Annotated in this window: 15 protein-coding genes; 12 read left to right on the forward strand and 3 right to left on the reverse strand. The window is 47.3% G+C overall.

Annotated elements, in window-relative coordinates; translation table 11 throughout:
- Positions 1 to 8: 8 nt before the first annotated feature.
- The 12 genes from AM231_RS01860 to AM231_RS01915 all read left to right on the forward strand — a co-directional run bounded on the left by AM231_RS01860 (position 9) and on the right by AM231_RS01915 (position 13083).
- Complete coding sequence (locus tag AM231_RS01860) at positions 9 to 1649, forward strand: outer membrane protein assembly factor BamB family protein (protein WP_242615047.1); 1641 nt, start codon at positions 9 to 11, stop codon at positions 1647 to 1649.
- A gap of 46 nt (positions 1650 to 1695) precedes the next feature.
- Positions 1696 to 2034, forward strand: coding sequence for a hypothetical protein (locus AM231_RS01865; RefSeq protein ID WP_054401061.1), 339 nt, complete (start codon positions 1696 to 1698; stop codon positions 2032 to 2034).
- A gap of 170 nt (positions 2035 to 2204) precedes the next feature.
- Positions 2205 to 2750 carry a PadR family transcriptional regulator gene (locus tag AM231_RS01870; protein ID WP_054401062.1) on the forward strand — a complete coding sequence of 182 codons (546 nt, stop codon included), beginning with the start codon at positions 2205 to 2207 and terminating at the stop codon, positions 2748 to 2750.
- Positions 2731 to 3492, forward strand: coding sequence for a CPBP family intramembrane glutamic endopeptidase (locus AM231_RS01875; RefSeq protein WP_054401063.1), 762 nt, complete (start codon positions 2731 to 2733; stop codon positions 3490 to 3492). Before AM231_RS01870 ends, AM231_RS01875 begins: the two co-directional genes overlap by 20 nt.
- A 243-nt stretch (positions 3493 to 3735) precedes the next feature.
- Entirely contained in the window at positions 3736 to 4677 is a 942-nt protein-coding gene (locus AM231_RS01880; protein WP_207383523.1) for a hypothetical protein, read from the forward strand.
- A 238-nt stretch (positions 4678 to 4915) separates the two neighbouring features.
- Positions 4916 to 5452: a hypothetical protein gene (locus tag AM231_RS01885; RefSeq protein WP_054401065.1), complete on the forward strand. Its 537-nt coding sequence runs from the start codon at positions 4916 to 4918 to the stop codon at positions 5450 to 5452.
- A gap of 222 nt (positions 5453 to 5674) precedes the next feature.
- Entirely contained in the window at positions 5675 to 7990 is a 2316-nt protein-coding gene (locus AM231_RS01890; protein ID WP_054401066.1) for a helix-turn-helix domain-containing protein, read from the forward strand.
- A gap of 192 nt (positions 7991 to 8182) precedes the next feature.
- Positions 8183 to 9103 carry an ABC transporter permease gene (locus tag AM231_RS01895; protein WP_054401067.1) on the forward strand — a complete coding sequence of 307 codons (921 nt, stop codon included), beginning with the start codon at positions 8183 to 8185 and terminating at the stop codon, positions 9101 to 9103.
- 12 nt (positions 9104 to 9115) lie between these two features.
- Entirely contained in the window at positions 9116 to 9976 is an 861-nt protein-coding gene (locus AM231_RS01900) for a carbohydrate ABC transporter permease (protein ID WP_054401068.1), read from the forward strand.
- A gap of 59 nt (positions 9977 to 10035) precedes the next feature.
- Positions 10036 to 11586: an ABC transporter substrate-binding protein gene (locus tag AM231_RS01905; protein ID WP_054401069.1), complete on the forward strand. Its 1551-nt coding sequence runs from the start codon at positions 10036 to 10038 to the stop codon at positions 11584 to 11586.
- Positions 11587 to 11615: 29 nt separating this feature from the next.
- On the forward strand, positions 11616 to 12671 hold the full coding sequence (locus AM231_RS01910) for an amidohydrolase family protein (RefSeq protein ID WP_054401070.1): 1056 nt from the start codon (positions 11616 to 11618) through the stop codon (positions 12669 to 12671).
- A 52-nt stretch (positions 12672 to 12723) separates the two neighbouring features.
- A complete protein-coding gene (locus AM231_RS01915; protein ID WP_053489570.1) occupies positions 12724 to 13083 on the forward strand; it encodes a Rieske (2Fe-2S) protein in 360 nt (119 codons plus the stop codon).
- A 140-nt stretch (positions 13084 to 13223) separates the two neighbouring features.
- On the opposite strand, the gene AM231_RS01920 is transcribed toward AM231_RS01915, so the two are convergent.
- From AM231_RS01920 to chrB, 3 genes are all read right to left on the reverse strand, one after another.
- Positions 13224 to 13772, reverse strand: a complete 549-nt coding sequence (locus tag AM231_RS01920) for a hypothetical protein (RefSeq protein WP_054401071.1) — start codon at positions 13770 to 13772, stop codon at positions 13224 to 13226.
- Positions 13773 to 13939: 167 nt separating this feature from the next.
- On the reverse strand, positions 13940 to 14482 hold the full coding sequence (gene chrA / locus AM231_RS01925; RefSeq protein WP_054401072.1) for a chromate efflux transporter ChrA: 543 nt from the start codon (positions 14480 to 14482) through the stop codon (positions 13940 to 13942).
- On the reverse strand, positions 14482 to 15078 hold the full coding sequence (gene chrB, locus AM231_RS01930) for a chromate efflux transporter ChrB (RefSeq protein WP_278044599.1): 597 nt from the start codon (positions 15076 to 15078) through the stop codon (positions 14482 to 14484). Before chrB ends, chrA begins: the two co-directional genes overlap by 1 nt.
- Positions 15079 to 15087 lie beyond the last annotated feature (9 nt).

Below are 15087 nucleotides of genomic sequence, written 5' to 3' on the forward strand. Positions count from 1 at the left end.
ATTCAGAAGTGCCGACCGATGTAGTGCGCAACTTGACGGAAATTCTATTCAAGAAAGGGACCCCTTCTACTTATGTGAAAACACTTCTTGGGGAGCCGCAGGCAAGAGAGATATCACGGAATCAGGAGCCCCGTTCAGGCAAACCGATGATATTTGGAGAGACCTGGAGATATGAGCAGCATGATAGCTATTACAGCGTGACCTTCTCCCCATCCGGAAAGCTGACAGCCAGTGAGTGGGCAATTCCTGCAGCCGGGCCATTCGAGCGGAGTTATAGTCCAGGCGATGATTACGAGTTTACCTACCTTTTTACAGTAACACCGCCTCTAAAAACCATAGAAGCTGAGCCGAATTGGAGGAATCGGGGTAATTTGAATCATACCTTTCTGCTTGAGGCTAATGAGGATGTCCTGCTCCTCAAGGGGGATGATGGAGGGTTCAGCGGGATGCACGACAATTCTTCCTTGTACGCCATAGACCGCAGCACCGGCAAGAAGCTGTGGCAGGAGGATGCAGGATTTGGAGCATACACGGCCGTTGTGGATCAAGATCGGAAGCATGTCACGATGTTTTCGGCCTATAACCCGGCGATTAAGGACTATGTGGCCAGAGTGCGACATATCCGGTTATCGGATGGACAAGTGTTATGGGAGGTTAAACCCAAGAATGAGTTTGGCCTGAAGATGAAAGCTGCAGCTAACACAATTATTATAGATGAGCCGCTCAATCTGAATGAAACCAAAAGCGTGCTGAGTGTGCTGGATCAGGAAACCGGAAAGCTCCGCTGGAAAAAGACATTATCCGGTGAGCACCGTTTGCTGAATCAGGGCTCGGATGATCCGTATGTGCTGATCGAACAGAATGGACGGCTTTACGCGTATGATCACGATACAGGCAAAGCCGTGTGGAATTACAAAGTCGGGAACAAGTTTATGGATGATCCGACCCAAGATCCTTATTTCACAGGAGGATATCGGTATGATCCGTTATCTCCTGCGGACATCACAACAAGATGGATGATGCTGGGCAAGGAATGGGTTCTGCTCAATACAAAAACCGGCGAGCGTGAAGGTGGATACCCAGCCCGTGAGATGGAACGGTTTGAGGTGCTGAATGAGCGGTATCTGTTGGTACAGCGGGCACTGAATGGACAATACTTCAGCGGGGCAACCGCGTATGAAAGTTTATTGTATGATAGTAACGAAGACAAGGTTGTTTGGACAGTGGAGGGGAAAGCAGCGCGGGCGGTCATAGAGGGAGAACGAGTGTATCTTACCCTAAATGGCATTCCGGCAGCCGTGGCAATAGAGGACGGCACCGTCATATGGAAGATGGTGAATACGGCTGCAGCGAGCGATGATCTCTCCCATCTGGTTGGCAGCAGCTATGGAATTTTGGGACGCTATTTACTTTTGAGTTTGGAAAGCGATCTTGTGGTGCTGGACAAGGAGAGTGGCAAGAGTTTGGGAAGGTTGCATAACGTAATCACTGGGAATGTGGATTTGCTCGAACAGGATGCCAGAAACGGCGCGCTGAGTGTAACGGATCATGAAGTGCTCATCGGTACGGTAAATGGCGCGTTCATTCGCTATGATGCGGAAGAATTGATGGAACGTTTGGATGTGCTGTATGCTCCGCTTTATCAGTAAATAAGACATGATACGAACTGGACTATACTGCAAAGGAGGATGACCTATGGGCAGAAAGCTACCGCTAGCAGGGATTATGGTTCTCAGCCTGTTGTTGATCCAATGCGTAGGGTGCAGCAAACAGTCAGCCAGTTACGCTTCACTGTTGAAGTATAATGATGATGAATATATAGGAAAGGGTATAGAGCGCCCTGAGGCTTTTGCAGACACGGACCTGACCTTGGCGGGCACGGTTCAGAAGAAGGTAGAGCCGGACCAATATCCGGATACGAATTTTGCATCGAATGAGCTGCCGGAGGGTACGGAAATCTATATTGTGGATGATGACAGGTTGGTGGCATTACTGGAAAATCGGCGTTTTAAAGTGTTTGAACGAATGGAATAACAACCGCGCTTGAAGTCTGGATACGGGCTTCAAGCGCGGTTTTTTGTTGATTGAGGAGAAGAAGAGGAAATATTTTAAATTTATCCTTGACTATGTTGGAGAAAAATGTAATTATAAATATATCGATTAGATATATCGAATAGATACATTATAAGAAATGTGGTGATGAAATGCTGGAGTACATCCTCCTCGGCATGCTGATGGAAGGAACTATGAGCGGTTATGACTTAAAGAAAACAATTGACAGTACTGTAGGCACATTCTACAAAGCGAGTTATGGAAGTCTATATCCTGCTCTCAAGAGACTTGCAGACAAAGACATGGTTTCATTAACAGAAACCGACAATAACAAGAACAAGAAGCTGTATACTCTGCAGCCTAGCGGCCAACAGGCTTTTCTCGAATGGTTGTCCGGACCGATACAGGCGGGGCGCAATGAGCAGCTAATCCGCATATTCTTCTTCGATTATTTGGATGAAGATATTCGTCAAAAACGTCTGGCAGAATATACATTTAAGGTAGATGAAGAAATTCACATGCTTGAAGCGGTGAAGAGCATCGTGGCGGGAGAGTTGGCTGAGATCGAACATCCGGAGAATTATTATTATCGGGTTTCGGTTCTGGCGTATGGACTGAACCATCTACAGATGGAACGGCAATGGCTGAAGGATATTATGGAGAGGAAGGATTTGAACCATGTCAAACCCGAAAACTAAGGTTTCTTTATCACACAGAAGACCGGTTCTAACTGTTGTTATTATCGAGGTTCTATTGTTATTAGCCGTATTTGCTGCCGGAGCTTATGCTACCATTAATGAATTGAGTTATACTTCACCTGTTCTGATTTCATTTATCCCAATCGCTCTGGTGTTGATGGTGTACTTTACATGGAAAAAGAAGTGGAATGCGCTCGGATTCCGTAAGCTGAGTAGTATCCCCGCCGCCGGTTGGGTCTATTATTCGCCCTTACTCCTTATTCTGGTCGTCATTTCTCTTAAAGGGATGCGTGAGATCGGTGTTTCTGAGATCCTGTTCTTTATATTCTTCACTCTGCTTGTTGGGTTTGTCGAAGAGAGCATCTATCGGGGCTTGATCCTGAAGACACTGCTGCCAAAAGGCGTTAAAACGGCCGTCATCACCTCCAGTATACTATTTGCAATCACGCATGTACTGAACGTTTTATCCGGGCAGGATGCATTTCAAACGGTTTTACAGATTGTATATGCTCTGCTTATAGGCGCCGTCCTGGCTCTGTTAATGGTGAAAAACAACAATATCATTCCTCTCATTCTGTTCCACTTCATACATAACTTTATCCAGTTTGTCGGTAATGACAATAGTGATGCATTTATCGGATATGATCTAATCATTTTGCTGGTGCTTGTCCTTTACTGTATATGGCTGTCCTTCTCATTGAAAAAAACTCCGGTTTCTGCAGGAATAGATCATGCGATCTAGTGTGTTCTAGCCGCATTACAGTATTAAGAACACAGTAGTACCGGGTCCGAGTGAAATTGAATTGTTTTAAAATAATTTCATAATTAATTGGAAAATATACCAAACTGCCCTATATTAGAATGAGATACGAACAAAGGGAGTGGTTTGGGACAATGGTCAAGTTTCAGAGAAATAACATGAGTTATTTTATAGGTGCCTGTCTTTTGATTATTATGGCGGATCTGATCCTTGTTAACTCTAACCTTGTTTAATAATCATGATACGTGGCTTACTTTGGGGATTACTTTGGATTTTGTGGTTGCGATCCCGGTGCTGCTGTATTTCCTCGTTTACCGTAAAAGCAACAAACGATTCCTGTCAGTTCTTCCGTTCGCGCTGCTGGGTTATATCGCTTTGGTGTTCATTATGCCGAATTCAGCACAAGGAACGCTTGACGTTGTGAAATATATTTTGATCCCTTTAGAAGCAGCATTCATTGGCTGTATGATTTATTCCGTTGTGCGCAATCTGCTCAGGATGAAAAGACAGAGTATCGTGAATACTCATCCCTTTGAGACTCTCAGGTTAAGCCTTGATACTACGTTGGGTCACTCCAAAATGGTTCCTGTTCTCATGCATGAACTTTCCGTGCTGTTTTATGCCATGTTCTCTTGGAGGGCAAAGCCGTATGTGCGAACAGACTCCACCTCGTTCAGTTATCATCTCAATTCAGGATGGTTGATTATCGTTTTGTTTGCATCCAAGATGCTGCTGCTAGAAGGCGCTTTGGTGCACATCATTATGGCGCAATGGTCTCACACGATTGCATGGATCATCTCTGCAGGAAATGTGTATTTAATTATGGTACTTATTGCCGAATTACGAGCGATGCGTTTAAATCCAATATTGATTTCCGAGAAGGGAATCGTGGTTCGGTATGGAAATCAGCTACTATCTACTATCGATAGGGAGCATATCGCGTCTGTGGACTTAATTAAGTATGAGAAGCTGACGAATGAACAACTAAAGACATCATTTATACCTCTAGTCACTGAGCCGAATGTGCTTATTCAGCTGAAGGAACCAATCATGGTAACGGGTCCATATGGAAAGCGTAGACAGGTGGATCAAATCTATCTGTTCCTGGATCAGCCTCACGACTTCCTACAGGAATGCGACCGTTTAATGGTGGAGGTTACGCAGTAAGGGTGCGGATATCGATGCAATGATTAAATTGAACGATTCAGTGAGCATCATGATGTTCAAGAAATCAAACACAGCGGAACAACAAGAATAGGGGCGGTCTCAATAGATCGGTATAGAGCCTTAAAGGTATTTCCTTCTTAATGAAATGACTAAAGATGATATCAAGGGCCAGGGAATCCTGGCCCTGTTTGTATAAGATCTCAGGCTAGAATATATCTTCGCGTGGGAGGAATCCGTTATGAGGATTAGTAAATGGAAAAGCATAATCTCGATTTCATTAGGCTTAAATGTTGTTTTAATAGTATGTTTATTTTTCTTATATCGTGAAAATACGGATATGAAAAAAGGAGCGATCCTTCAATATGCCTTTCAGCAAAGTGAAGTGTTACTAGATTTAAAAACTGCACTTGGCCATCAAGAGGACAATGTTGATTATGTGAATGCACTGGTCGGAGCATATGCCAACATTTATCATAACTTCAATCTGACCAAAAAATATAATTCTGTTGGTGAGTACGTAAATTTTCCTGATGATATAAATATTTTTAATAGTCCTACGACATCATTACCCGTTGGTTACTCTTTAAGTAACCGTGTTGCTGGCGAATCAAATGATGAGATGAATCAAAAGCTGGAAGTATACACCTCTTATGTATCTCAAATAGTAGAAACACTGGATCTGGAAAATAAAATTAAAGGCAGGAGTTTAAGAGAACAATATAAAACTTTGGAAGAAGTTAGTGAGTTGATTAAGACATTTGATTTGGAAAAATAACAATTGGGATAAAAGGGTCTCAGTGCAAATTGAAAAGTTCAAAAATCAATGAAAACCTTGAACGGCTTGATGCCGTCCAAGGTTTCTTTTTGGTTAGCACTGATTCTATTATAAGCTTTTGGCCCATGCACAGAAGATGTAGCGAATAATATAACATTCACCAAAATATAGTAGACGTAAATACAAGATTATATTTGCAATTTCAATATAGGGGGAACATGCATGAAGCCCAGAATACTGCCTAACCAATCTCCCGAGCCGGGGAATGCCAACTCTCAGCAGCCGAGGAAAAACACCCTGTTTTGGAGGCTGTTCGCCAATTATTTTCTCCTCATTCTCATTCCTGTAATTGTTGCGTCTGTTCTTGCCCAGGTGCTGGTCGTTAGTATCATAGAGAAGGATGCCGAGCGTTTCAATCAAGTGATGATGAATCGATTCTCCGAGCAGACGGACAAGGAGCTTCAAGCCTTGAAGACAAGCATGATTAATATCCTCAGCACCTCCAGATTACGGAGCGTGCTTCTCACTCCCATGGCTTCTTCGCCGGATAGCCAGCTGCTTCCGGAACTGCTCCATTCCCTGCGGGAGCAGCTGCAGCAGCTGGAATCGGATGATCTCGTCGAGAAGGCTTATTACTATTTTGTACATCAGGATTTGATGATCGATGCAGAGACCTATACGAATAAAGCATATTATTTTCAATCGCGATATCCGTTGGATTTAAACCGCCGCCATCAGCTGGAATCCGAATTGTCTGGCAAGAAAATGATGGATTTCATGCAGTCATCAACCTCTTTAACAGCTTCGATAAGCTATCCGTTTAATACGGCTTCCCCTGAAGTCTATCTTCTGGTTGAGGTGAAATCAGACAAGCTTGAGGAGCAGATCCATATGCCAGAGAGGTGGGTCACGGGCACCGCGATTATGGATGAGAGCGCCAATGTGATAGCCCAACATGGCTTGAAACCGTACGATCAACTCGTATTGCAGCAGCGAATACGCACGGATGGTTTTTCTTCGGGATTTACGATATCGGACAAGACAGGGTTATCCTTTATGCCATCCGGCTTTAACGAGTCCTGGCATTATATCAGCATGATTGATGTAGGCACATTGATGAAGCCAGTCTATATGACTCGCTGGATCTGTTGGTTGTTCCTGCTGTTCTTCCTCGTTGTCGGCGCACTTACCTCGTACTATCTAAGCCGGCGCTTATACCTGCCGATCCGGGAGATAAAGGATGGACTGAAGTTGCATCATGTTCCGAAGGGTGAGGCCGGTCATGAAGGAAACGAGTTCGACCTCATCAAACGTTACTCTCAGTTCATTATGACGGAGAATAAAGAGCTGTTTCAGATGGTGAATGGGATGCTGCCAGTCATGCAGGAGCAATTTTTAACGAAAATCCTGCTGGGGCAATACCGCGATGCTCTATCAATTGAATTCTATGCCAAGGAAATTGAATTCGCTTACATCCATAAGGCCGCTAGAACTGTACTGTGTATCTCCTTCCACTATGACCGGTCGTTTTACGATGCGGCATCGGAATCCTCCAAGACTTTTTTGCTGACAGCGCTGAAGGACAAAATTCACCGGCTGGCACCCGGTATGGTCTGGATCTGCCAGACAAGGCCGGATCTGATGGCTTGCATTGTGGAGCACGGTCATATCACGGAGGTTAAAGGTTATCCGGAAAAATTAGCGGAGCAAATTCGGAACATTTTGCTGGAGTACAGTCCTTACTATAAAGCAACGATCGGTATCGGCAGAACCGTCCACGTGGTGGAAGAACTGCACTATTCCTATGACCATGCTTGTGCCATGCTGACATATCGCGGGCTGCTTTCACCCGTGGAGATATGTGGAAGTCAGCCTTCCCGGGAGCTTCAGCAGTGGGATTCTTTCCTCGCAGTGCAGGAGGTCCAGCGAATTGTCAATCAGTACAAAACACGTGAGTATGACAAGCTGCTTCAATCCGTTCTTGCTCTGCTGGAAGAGGGGAAAACCAAGGATGCATCAGCAGTTCAGATGAAGTATTTGCTTGCCGATGTGCTCAATACCTGGATTCGCGCCGTGGAATCCGAGCGCAATGAACTGAATGTTCCGTATTACTCGAGTCTGTTCGAACGAATGAATCGCTGCATGACATGGGACGAGCTGACGCAATGCTTCGAGGACATTCATGGCTTTCTGTTTCGGAAGCCGGCTTCGACCAGCCGGAGTCAACAATTCAGTGAGGTTGTGAAATACATTCATGAGCACTATGATCAAGAGCTGTCGATCGAGCATTTTGCAGGTATGTTGAATATGTCGATTGGGCATTTCAGCAGGACCTTCAAGGAGGAGGTCGGCGAGAAGTACGTGGAATATATCGCAAAGTATCGGCTGATGAAGGCCAAGCACCTATTACTCGAAACGAATATGAAGATCGATGATGTTGCCGAGAAGGTGGGGTATTGGGGGAGGAACTCTTTGATTCGGGCTTTTCGCCGGTATGAAGGGATCACGCCTGCCAAATACAGGAACCTTCATCAATAGGGAAAAAAAGAGACTGCATTTTTTTCTGAAGTCTCTTTTTTTGCATAGGACTAGGGCGTAAAGCCTTGCACCGCCTGCGCTGCAAAAGGAGAGTCTTAAGGAAAAGATGTTAGCTTTACGGGGAGGGAACACGGCTCGTATAGTGGGGACAACAACCGAAATGTAAATGCTTTCAAGCGGAGGTGGGGATTATTGGCGCAGCTATCACGGACCATCTATATTCTAAGAAAACATAAAGCGTTGTACTTGCTGATGCTGCCCGGCATTTTGTACTACGTGATATTCAAGTACGCGCCGATGTACGGCATTATTATCGCCTTTCAGGACTATTCGATCGGCCGGGGCATTTTGGGAAGCAAGTTTGTCGGTCTCAAGCATTTAATTGAATTCTTCTATGTCACCCCCGATGCATGGAAGCTGATTCGCAACACGATCATGCTGAATGTATACGATCTTTTGTTTCATTTTCCGGCGCCGATCATCCTGGCGATTCTATTCCATGAACTGAAGAGCAAATGGTTCAAACGGTTTGTGCAAAACATCAGCTACATGCCGCATTTCCTGTCTACCGTCGTGATCGCTGGCATTCTTGTCACCTTCCTGTCTCCGACCACGGGTGTGGTGAATCATCTCCTCGTCAAGCTGTTCGGTATGGAGCCGATTATGTTTCTGGGCATACCGGAGTGGTTCAGGACGGTGTATGTGGGCTCTGAAATCTGGCAGAAGGTAGGATGGGGCACCATTCTCTATCTGGCTGCGATTGCCGGCATTGATCCGACGCTGTATGAAGCGGCCAAGATGGACGGAGCGAATCGGTGGCAGCAGGTTCGGCATATTACGTTCATCGGCATGGTGCCGGTCATGATCATTCTGTTCGTGCTGTCGCTAGGCAATTTCATGGAGGCCAGCTTTGAGAAAATCCTCTTGATCTACAACACGATGAATTATGAAACCTCGGATGTCATTAACACCTTTGTGTATCGGCGGGGTATCCTGGACGCCGATTTCAGCTTCGCAACCGCGGTGGGCCTGTTCCAATCGGCGATTGGCTTCATTCTGGTCGTTGCAGCCAACCGGATCGTACGCAAATATTCGGAGACCAGCTTGTGGTAAGGGAGGTGCGCGATGAAAAAGCAGGAAAGCTTGGCCTCGAAGCTGTTTGACGTACTCAATGTATTGTTCATGATTGTGCTGATCATTGTGATGGCCTACCCCATGGTGTACGTGTTCTCGGCTTCCATCAGCAACAATGCCATGGTTGCGAGCGGTTCGGTCTTGCTATGGCCGAAAAAGATTACGCTGATCGCTTACGAGCAGCTCATCTATAACCCCGATCTCTGGGTCAGTTATTGGAATACAATTCGCTACACATTCCTTCATACTTTGCTGACGTTAATTGCGACATCGGCGATGGCTTACCCGCTGGCGAAGCGGTGGCTGCCTGGACGAAGAGTGATCCTGCTGATGGCGGCGTTCACGCTTCTCTTCAGCGGGGGGATGATTCCGACCTTCCTGATCGTTCAGAAGCTGGGAATGCTGGACACGATCTGGGCGATTGTCCTCCCGTCTCTGATCAGCACATGGTACTTGTTCATCATGCGGACATTCTTTGAAGCATTGCCGGAGGAGCTTGAAGATGCGGCCGCCATCGATGGGTGTGGGTCCATGCAGATTCTGGTGCGAATTGTGCTGCCGTTATCTGTGCCTGTCATGGTAACGATCGGCCTGTTCACCGCCGTGAATCAATGGAATTCTTTCTTCAGCGCTTTGATCTACCTGAATAACCGGGAAATGTATCCACTGCAGATCATGATGCGCAACATTCTGATCGCAGGCACGAATGTGCAGGGCGAGGGAGATCTGACGCATCTGGAGACATTGAAATACGCCATGATCATAATCGGTACGCTGCCGATCCTGTGCGTCTATCCGTTTATTCAGAAATATTTTGTACAAGGCACGATGATTGGCGGCATTAAGGGGTAGTTATGGATTTCGAGCAAATCCATTTCTATACGTTGTGGAGATAAAAAGGAGGTTTGGGAATGAGGCGAAAGGGGTTCAGAACAGCACTTGCCATAATCCTGCTCTGCGCGATGCTGGTTACGGGATGCACGGGCGGCAGCAAGGGGGATTCGGGGACGTTAAGCCCTGACAAACCGGTTACTTTTTCATGGCTGGTATACGACCGGGTCGAGGGCAAGGTTCGGGATGATTGGGAGATCTTCAAAGAGATCGAGGCCAAGACGGGTGTTAAAGTGAAGTTCCAGATCGTCAGCCAGGAAGGGCTTGAGGAGAAAAGACAGATCATGATTGCTACGAATACCGCCACGGATTTTATCCAGGTGCCGACGCAGGACGGCAGGGAGCATGGGCCGGAGAAGGTGTTCCTGAATCTCAACGATTATTTGGATCGAGCGCCGAATCTGAAAGCCTTTTACGAGAAATATCCTGAAGCCAAGGCACTGGCAACGGGTACGGACGGAGGCTTGTACACCGTACCTGTACTGGAGGGAGATGCGGAAGGCAAGGGCTTCAACTTTATCTGGTATGCTCGCAAGGACATTATGGACCAACACGGGATACAAGCACCGAGCACGGTGGATGAATTTTATCAGTATCTGAAAATGTTGAAGGAAAAGGTTCCGGGTTCCTATCCGCTCATCTCAAACGCGATTGTGGGCGATACGGGGCTGTATACAACCTTTGGGCGTATCTTCACAGGCATCAGCGGCTTCTACAATCTGGATCCGACTACGGATCAATATGCTTTCGCACCTTACCATGAGAATTATCAAGATATGCTGGTGTACCTGAATAAGCTGTATGCGGAAAAATTGCTGGACCCGGAATTTTCACTGCTGACGCAGGCGCAATGGGAGGAACGGATTCTTACCGGTAAATCCTTGGTGACCTTCTTCTGGAAGGCTGATCTGGAGTCGCTTGTCGCGAAAGCGCGGGGGGCAGGGACGGCGGAATATGAACTGGATGCGATTCCTTCCTTTGCCGCCGAAGGGATCAAGAACTATCAGTTTTCCCGTCCGGTCGTTGGCACCGTTGGTCGAGCCATCTCGGCCAAGGTGAAGGATAAGGAGCGCGCAGTCCAGTTCCTCGATTATTTGGTCAGCGAAGAGGGAACGAATTATTTATCCCTGGGCATCGAAGGTAAAACTTATACGATGGAGGACAGCAAAGCCGTTTATAACAAGGACTTCGGCGAGTCTCCGTTTAATGCGCTGCGCAAGGATTGGGGCGTATGGTATGACTTGATTACACTGAATAATGCCAAATCCCGTGAAGTATGGGAGCGCGGATTGAGCGAGAAGAGCAAGGATATCAATGCAAGGTATGAGCAGTACATTATTCCCGCACCGAAACAGATCGTAAAGACAGAAGAAGAGCTGGAGCTTGAGAAATCGAAGCTGAACAATCTGAACAAATTCCTTGAGCAGAAGGTGACGGAGTTTGTTACCGGCAAAACGCCGATTAACGATACCACCTATGGGCAATTTATTGACCAGGCCAAAAAACTCGGATCCGATGAACTCCTTGCCATGTATAACACCGCCTATACTCGCACATATGGCGGCAAATAATCCACAAGCGGAGATGGAGGAATCAGGCAATGGACGATATGAAAATTATCGATGTCGACGTTCATAACGAGCAGGACGACAGGGCGCTGCTTCCATATCTGCAGGAGCCCTGGCGCTCCCGGGTTGCTGCATCCGGCATCGGTTATGCAGGCTCAGGTTATTACTCGCCGATCGGCGTGATGAAAAAAGACTCGATCCCTCCGGGGGGAGGCAAAGCTGGCTCGGATCCCGATTATATGATCAAGCAGTTAATCGAAGGCTACAATCTGGACTATGCCGTGTTGACGGGAGTCGTCTACAACATTTCGTCTACCCATGATCCAGATTATGCTGCAGCGATATGCTCAGCTTATAACGATTATCTGATTGCCGAGTGGCTTGGCAAGCATAAAGCGTTCAAGGGAGCCATGGTGGTGGCCACCCAGGACCCACTGCTGGCGGCACGCGAGATCGATAGGATCGGCGGCCATCCGGATATCGTGGAGGTTATGATCTCCAGCGCGGCGCGTTCGCCGCTGGGACAGCGTTACTATCATCCGATCTACGAAGCGACGGAGCGTAAAGGTCTTCCGGTCGCGATCCACCCGGGAGCAGAAGGCGGCGGGAGCTCAACGGCTCCCACCGCAGCCGGTTACCCGACCCGCTACATCGAGTGGCACACCTGTCTCTCCCAGATGTTCATGGCGCATCTGGTGAGCATGGTCTGCGAGGGCGTGTTTGTGAAGTATCCGAGCCTCAAGGTCGTTCTGGTTGAAGGCGGAGTGGCCTGGCTGCCGGCCCTGATGTGGCGACTGGACAAAAACTATAAGGCGCTGCGTTCAACCGTGCCCTGGCTGACCAGAATGCCAAGCGAATACATCCGGGATCACTGCTACTTATCGACGCAGCCGATCGAGGAGCCGGACAATCCGCAGCATCTCATCGATCTCTTCAATATGATCGATGCCGAGAACATGCTGCTTTATTCCAGCGACTACCCACATTGGGACTTCGACTCGCCTAGCCATATTCTGCGGGGCCTGAAGCCGGAAGCGCGGCGGAAGATCTTTTATGAGAATGCGAAGCAGCTGTATCGGCTGGATTGAGGGAGTAGATGATGTTGATAAACCCCGTGGTTGATGGCAAGGAGGTGCTGGCATGGGAGTATATTACGTACTTTCGGAGGAGGACATTCCGGAGGGCGGCCACGCGGTCGTAAACATTGAGGGACGCGAAATTGGCATCTATCGAATAAATGGCGAGTATCATGCCATTCTCAACTACTGCCCGCATCAGGGAGCGCCGATCTGCGCGGGACTGGTCTCCGGCACGACGCTTCCTTCGGAAGTATATGATTACGAATACGGCAGGGCAGGCGAGATCGTGCGCTGTCCCTGGCATGGCTGGGAGTTTGACCTGCAAACCGGCAAGTCGCTGTTCAGTGACCGGATCCGGGTGAAGAAGTATAAGGTGGAGGTCCATGAGGGCAAGGTGGGGGTGGTGATGGGGAGGGGGTAGGCCCTGTATTCCCCGGGGAATTATGAAAAAAGAGCGAGTATATGATGGATATATGCCCATCAAACTCGCTCTTTTGGCCTTGTTTTTATACTGGATAGGTAAAAAATGTAGCTTTCTAGGAATTCACTTGATGAAATAAACTAGGATTCAAAGGGCTTCATTGATTGAGCGACTTCAATCATCTGCTCCCTTGTCAATACGACGCTGCTCATTTCAATGTAAGTATTACCTTGAATCCATTTCAGAAAGCCACCATTCTGTTCTTTATTCATCCAAGGTTCAAATCGTGCTTCAATATCTCCCCATGTGACCAGTTCTCCTCTTGAATTGAATGTAAATGTACGCTCTTCTTGTTTGGTTAAACTGGTGTTATTCTGTAAATCGATGCTAGTAATTGAGTGGGTTGCCTTGTAATCGTATGCTTTATGCTGTTCGACTCCAAGTAAATAAATAGCTCCAGACATATCAAAGTAACTAAATCTGGTATAGGTAATTTTTTTCTCGCCAGGTTTGTACGGATAAGGAACAGGGATTTCCAGTTTCCAATCCATTTTTGACTGTTGAGGCACATAGATAATGAAATCTGTGTCCTTTCTGAGCTGCCGTAAAGCTTCATGATCTGCAAATGCCCCTTGTGGTAATCCTAATAAAAGTAGGACACATATAAGGGTTAGTGTTATCTTTTTCATCTATTTCATTTCCTCCTGGATGAGAATTAACCTAGTTTTCGCAACAACCTGACCGATTTATTCTTTCAGAATGTAACTTCATTGAAATAGAAAAAAAGGACTACGGTGATCCGTAGTCCTTTCGCTAAAACTTATACTTAATGCTAAGCGAATCTATCGAGAAAAACTCACACCACCTGCGACAACACCAGTCCTCCATAAGCAAAAGCCGCCAAAATCACCAGCGCCGGATGGATTTTGCGGATATTCATGGCCCAGAAGGCGACGGCCGCAATTCCAAGGGATTGCAGGAGGCCGATGGAGATGACGGAGTTTTTGCCGATCTGCCACGTCAGCGTTAGCATCATAATGGCGATGACGGGCTGAACCAACAGTGTCATACCCTTAACGACCGGCGAATTGCGATGTTTCTGCAGCAGGTTCAACAGCCAGACGAGGGCTACAGCGGAAGGTATGACTGTCGCTGCAAGGGCAAGGGTCATGCCCATCCAGCCGGATACACCGTATCCGACAAATGCGGCGATCTTCGTCGCGATCGGTCCGGGCAGCGCGTTGGCCAGGGCAAGCATGTTGGAGAACTCCGTATCGGAGAGCCAGCCGTGATTCGTGACGATCTCTTTATACATGAGCGGAATCGAAGCGGGACCGCCGCCGTATCCGAGGACATTGGAGACAAAAAAGCTGATCAGCAGCTGAAGCCATTCTTCCATTAAGCGGAGCCCTCCTTATCCCGTCTTTGTTTTTTTAACTTCGCTACGAATTTGAAATGCACGGTGCCGTAAGCAAGGAACAGTAAAATAACGATGGCTGGGTGAATTTGAATGCTCTCCAGCAGAAGGAACGACAGGACGAAAAATCCGATGCCGACATAGATGCCGAGACCTTTGACTGCCTTCTCGCCAAACTCGTAAGCCATCGTTCCCAGCATGACCGCAATGACCGGTGTAACGCCAGCGATCATGCCGGCAACGATCTTGGAACTGCTGAGAAAAGTCACCGCTGACAAGAGTGCAATCATTGCGATGCTCGTTGGAAAAATATGCGCGAGAACGGCCACTACAGCGCCGAGCACCCCTTTTTTCTGATAACCGAGATAGGCTGCCATCTTCGTGGCGATGGGACCCGGAAGGGCATTGGCCAAGGCGAGTACTTCACCGAATTCATCGTCACTGAGCCATTTATAACGAATGACCGCTTCATGATAAATCAAAGGAATAACGGAAGGACCGCCGCCATAACCGAGTATTCCGGTTCGAAACATACCGAGTATTAATTCTACATATGGATTGCTGGTTTTATCATTCAAGGCAGGATT

Source organism: Paenibacillus solani (genome assembly GCF_001277345.1).
GTDB classification, from domain to species: domain Bacteria; phylum Bacillota; class Bacilli; order Paenibacillales; family Paenibacillaceae; genus Paenibacillus_AQ; species Paenibacillus_AQ solani.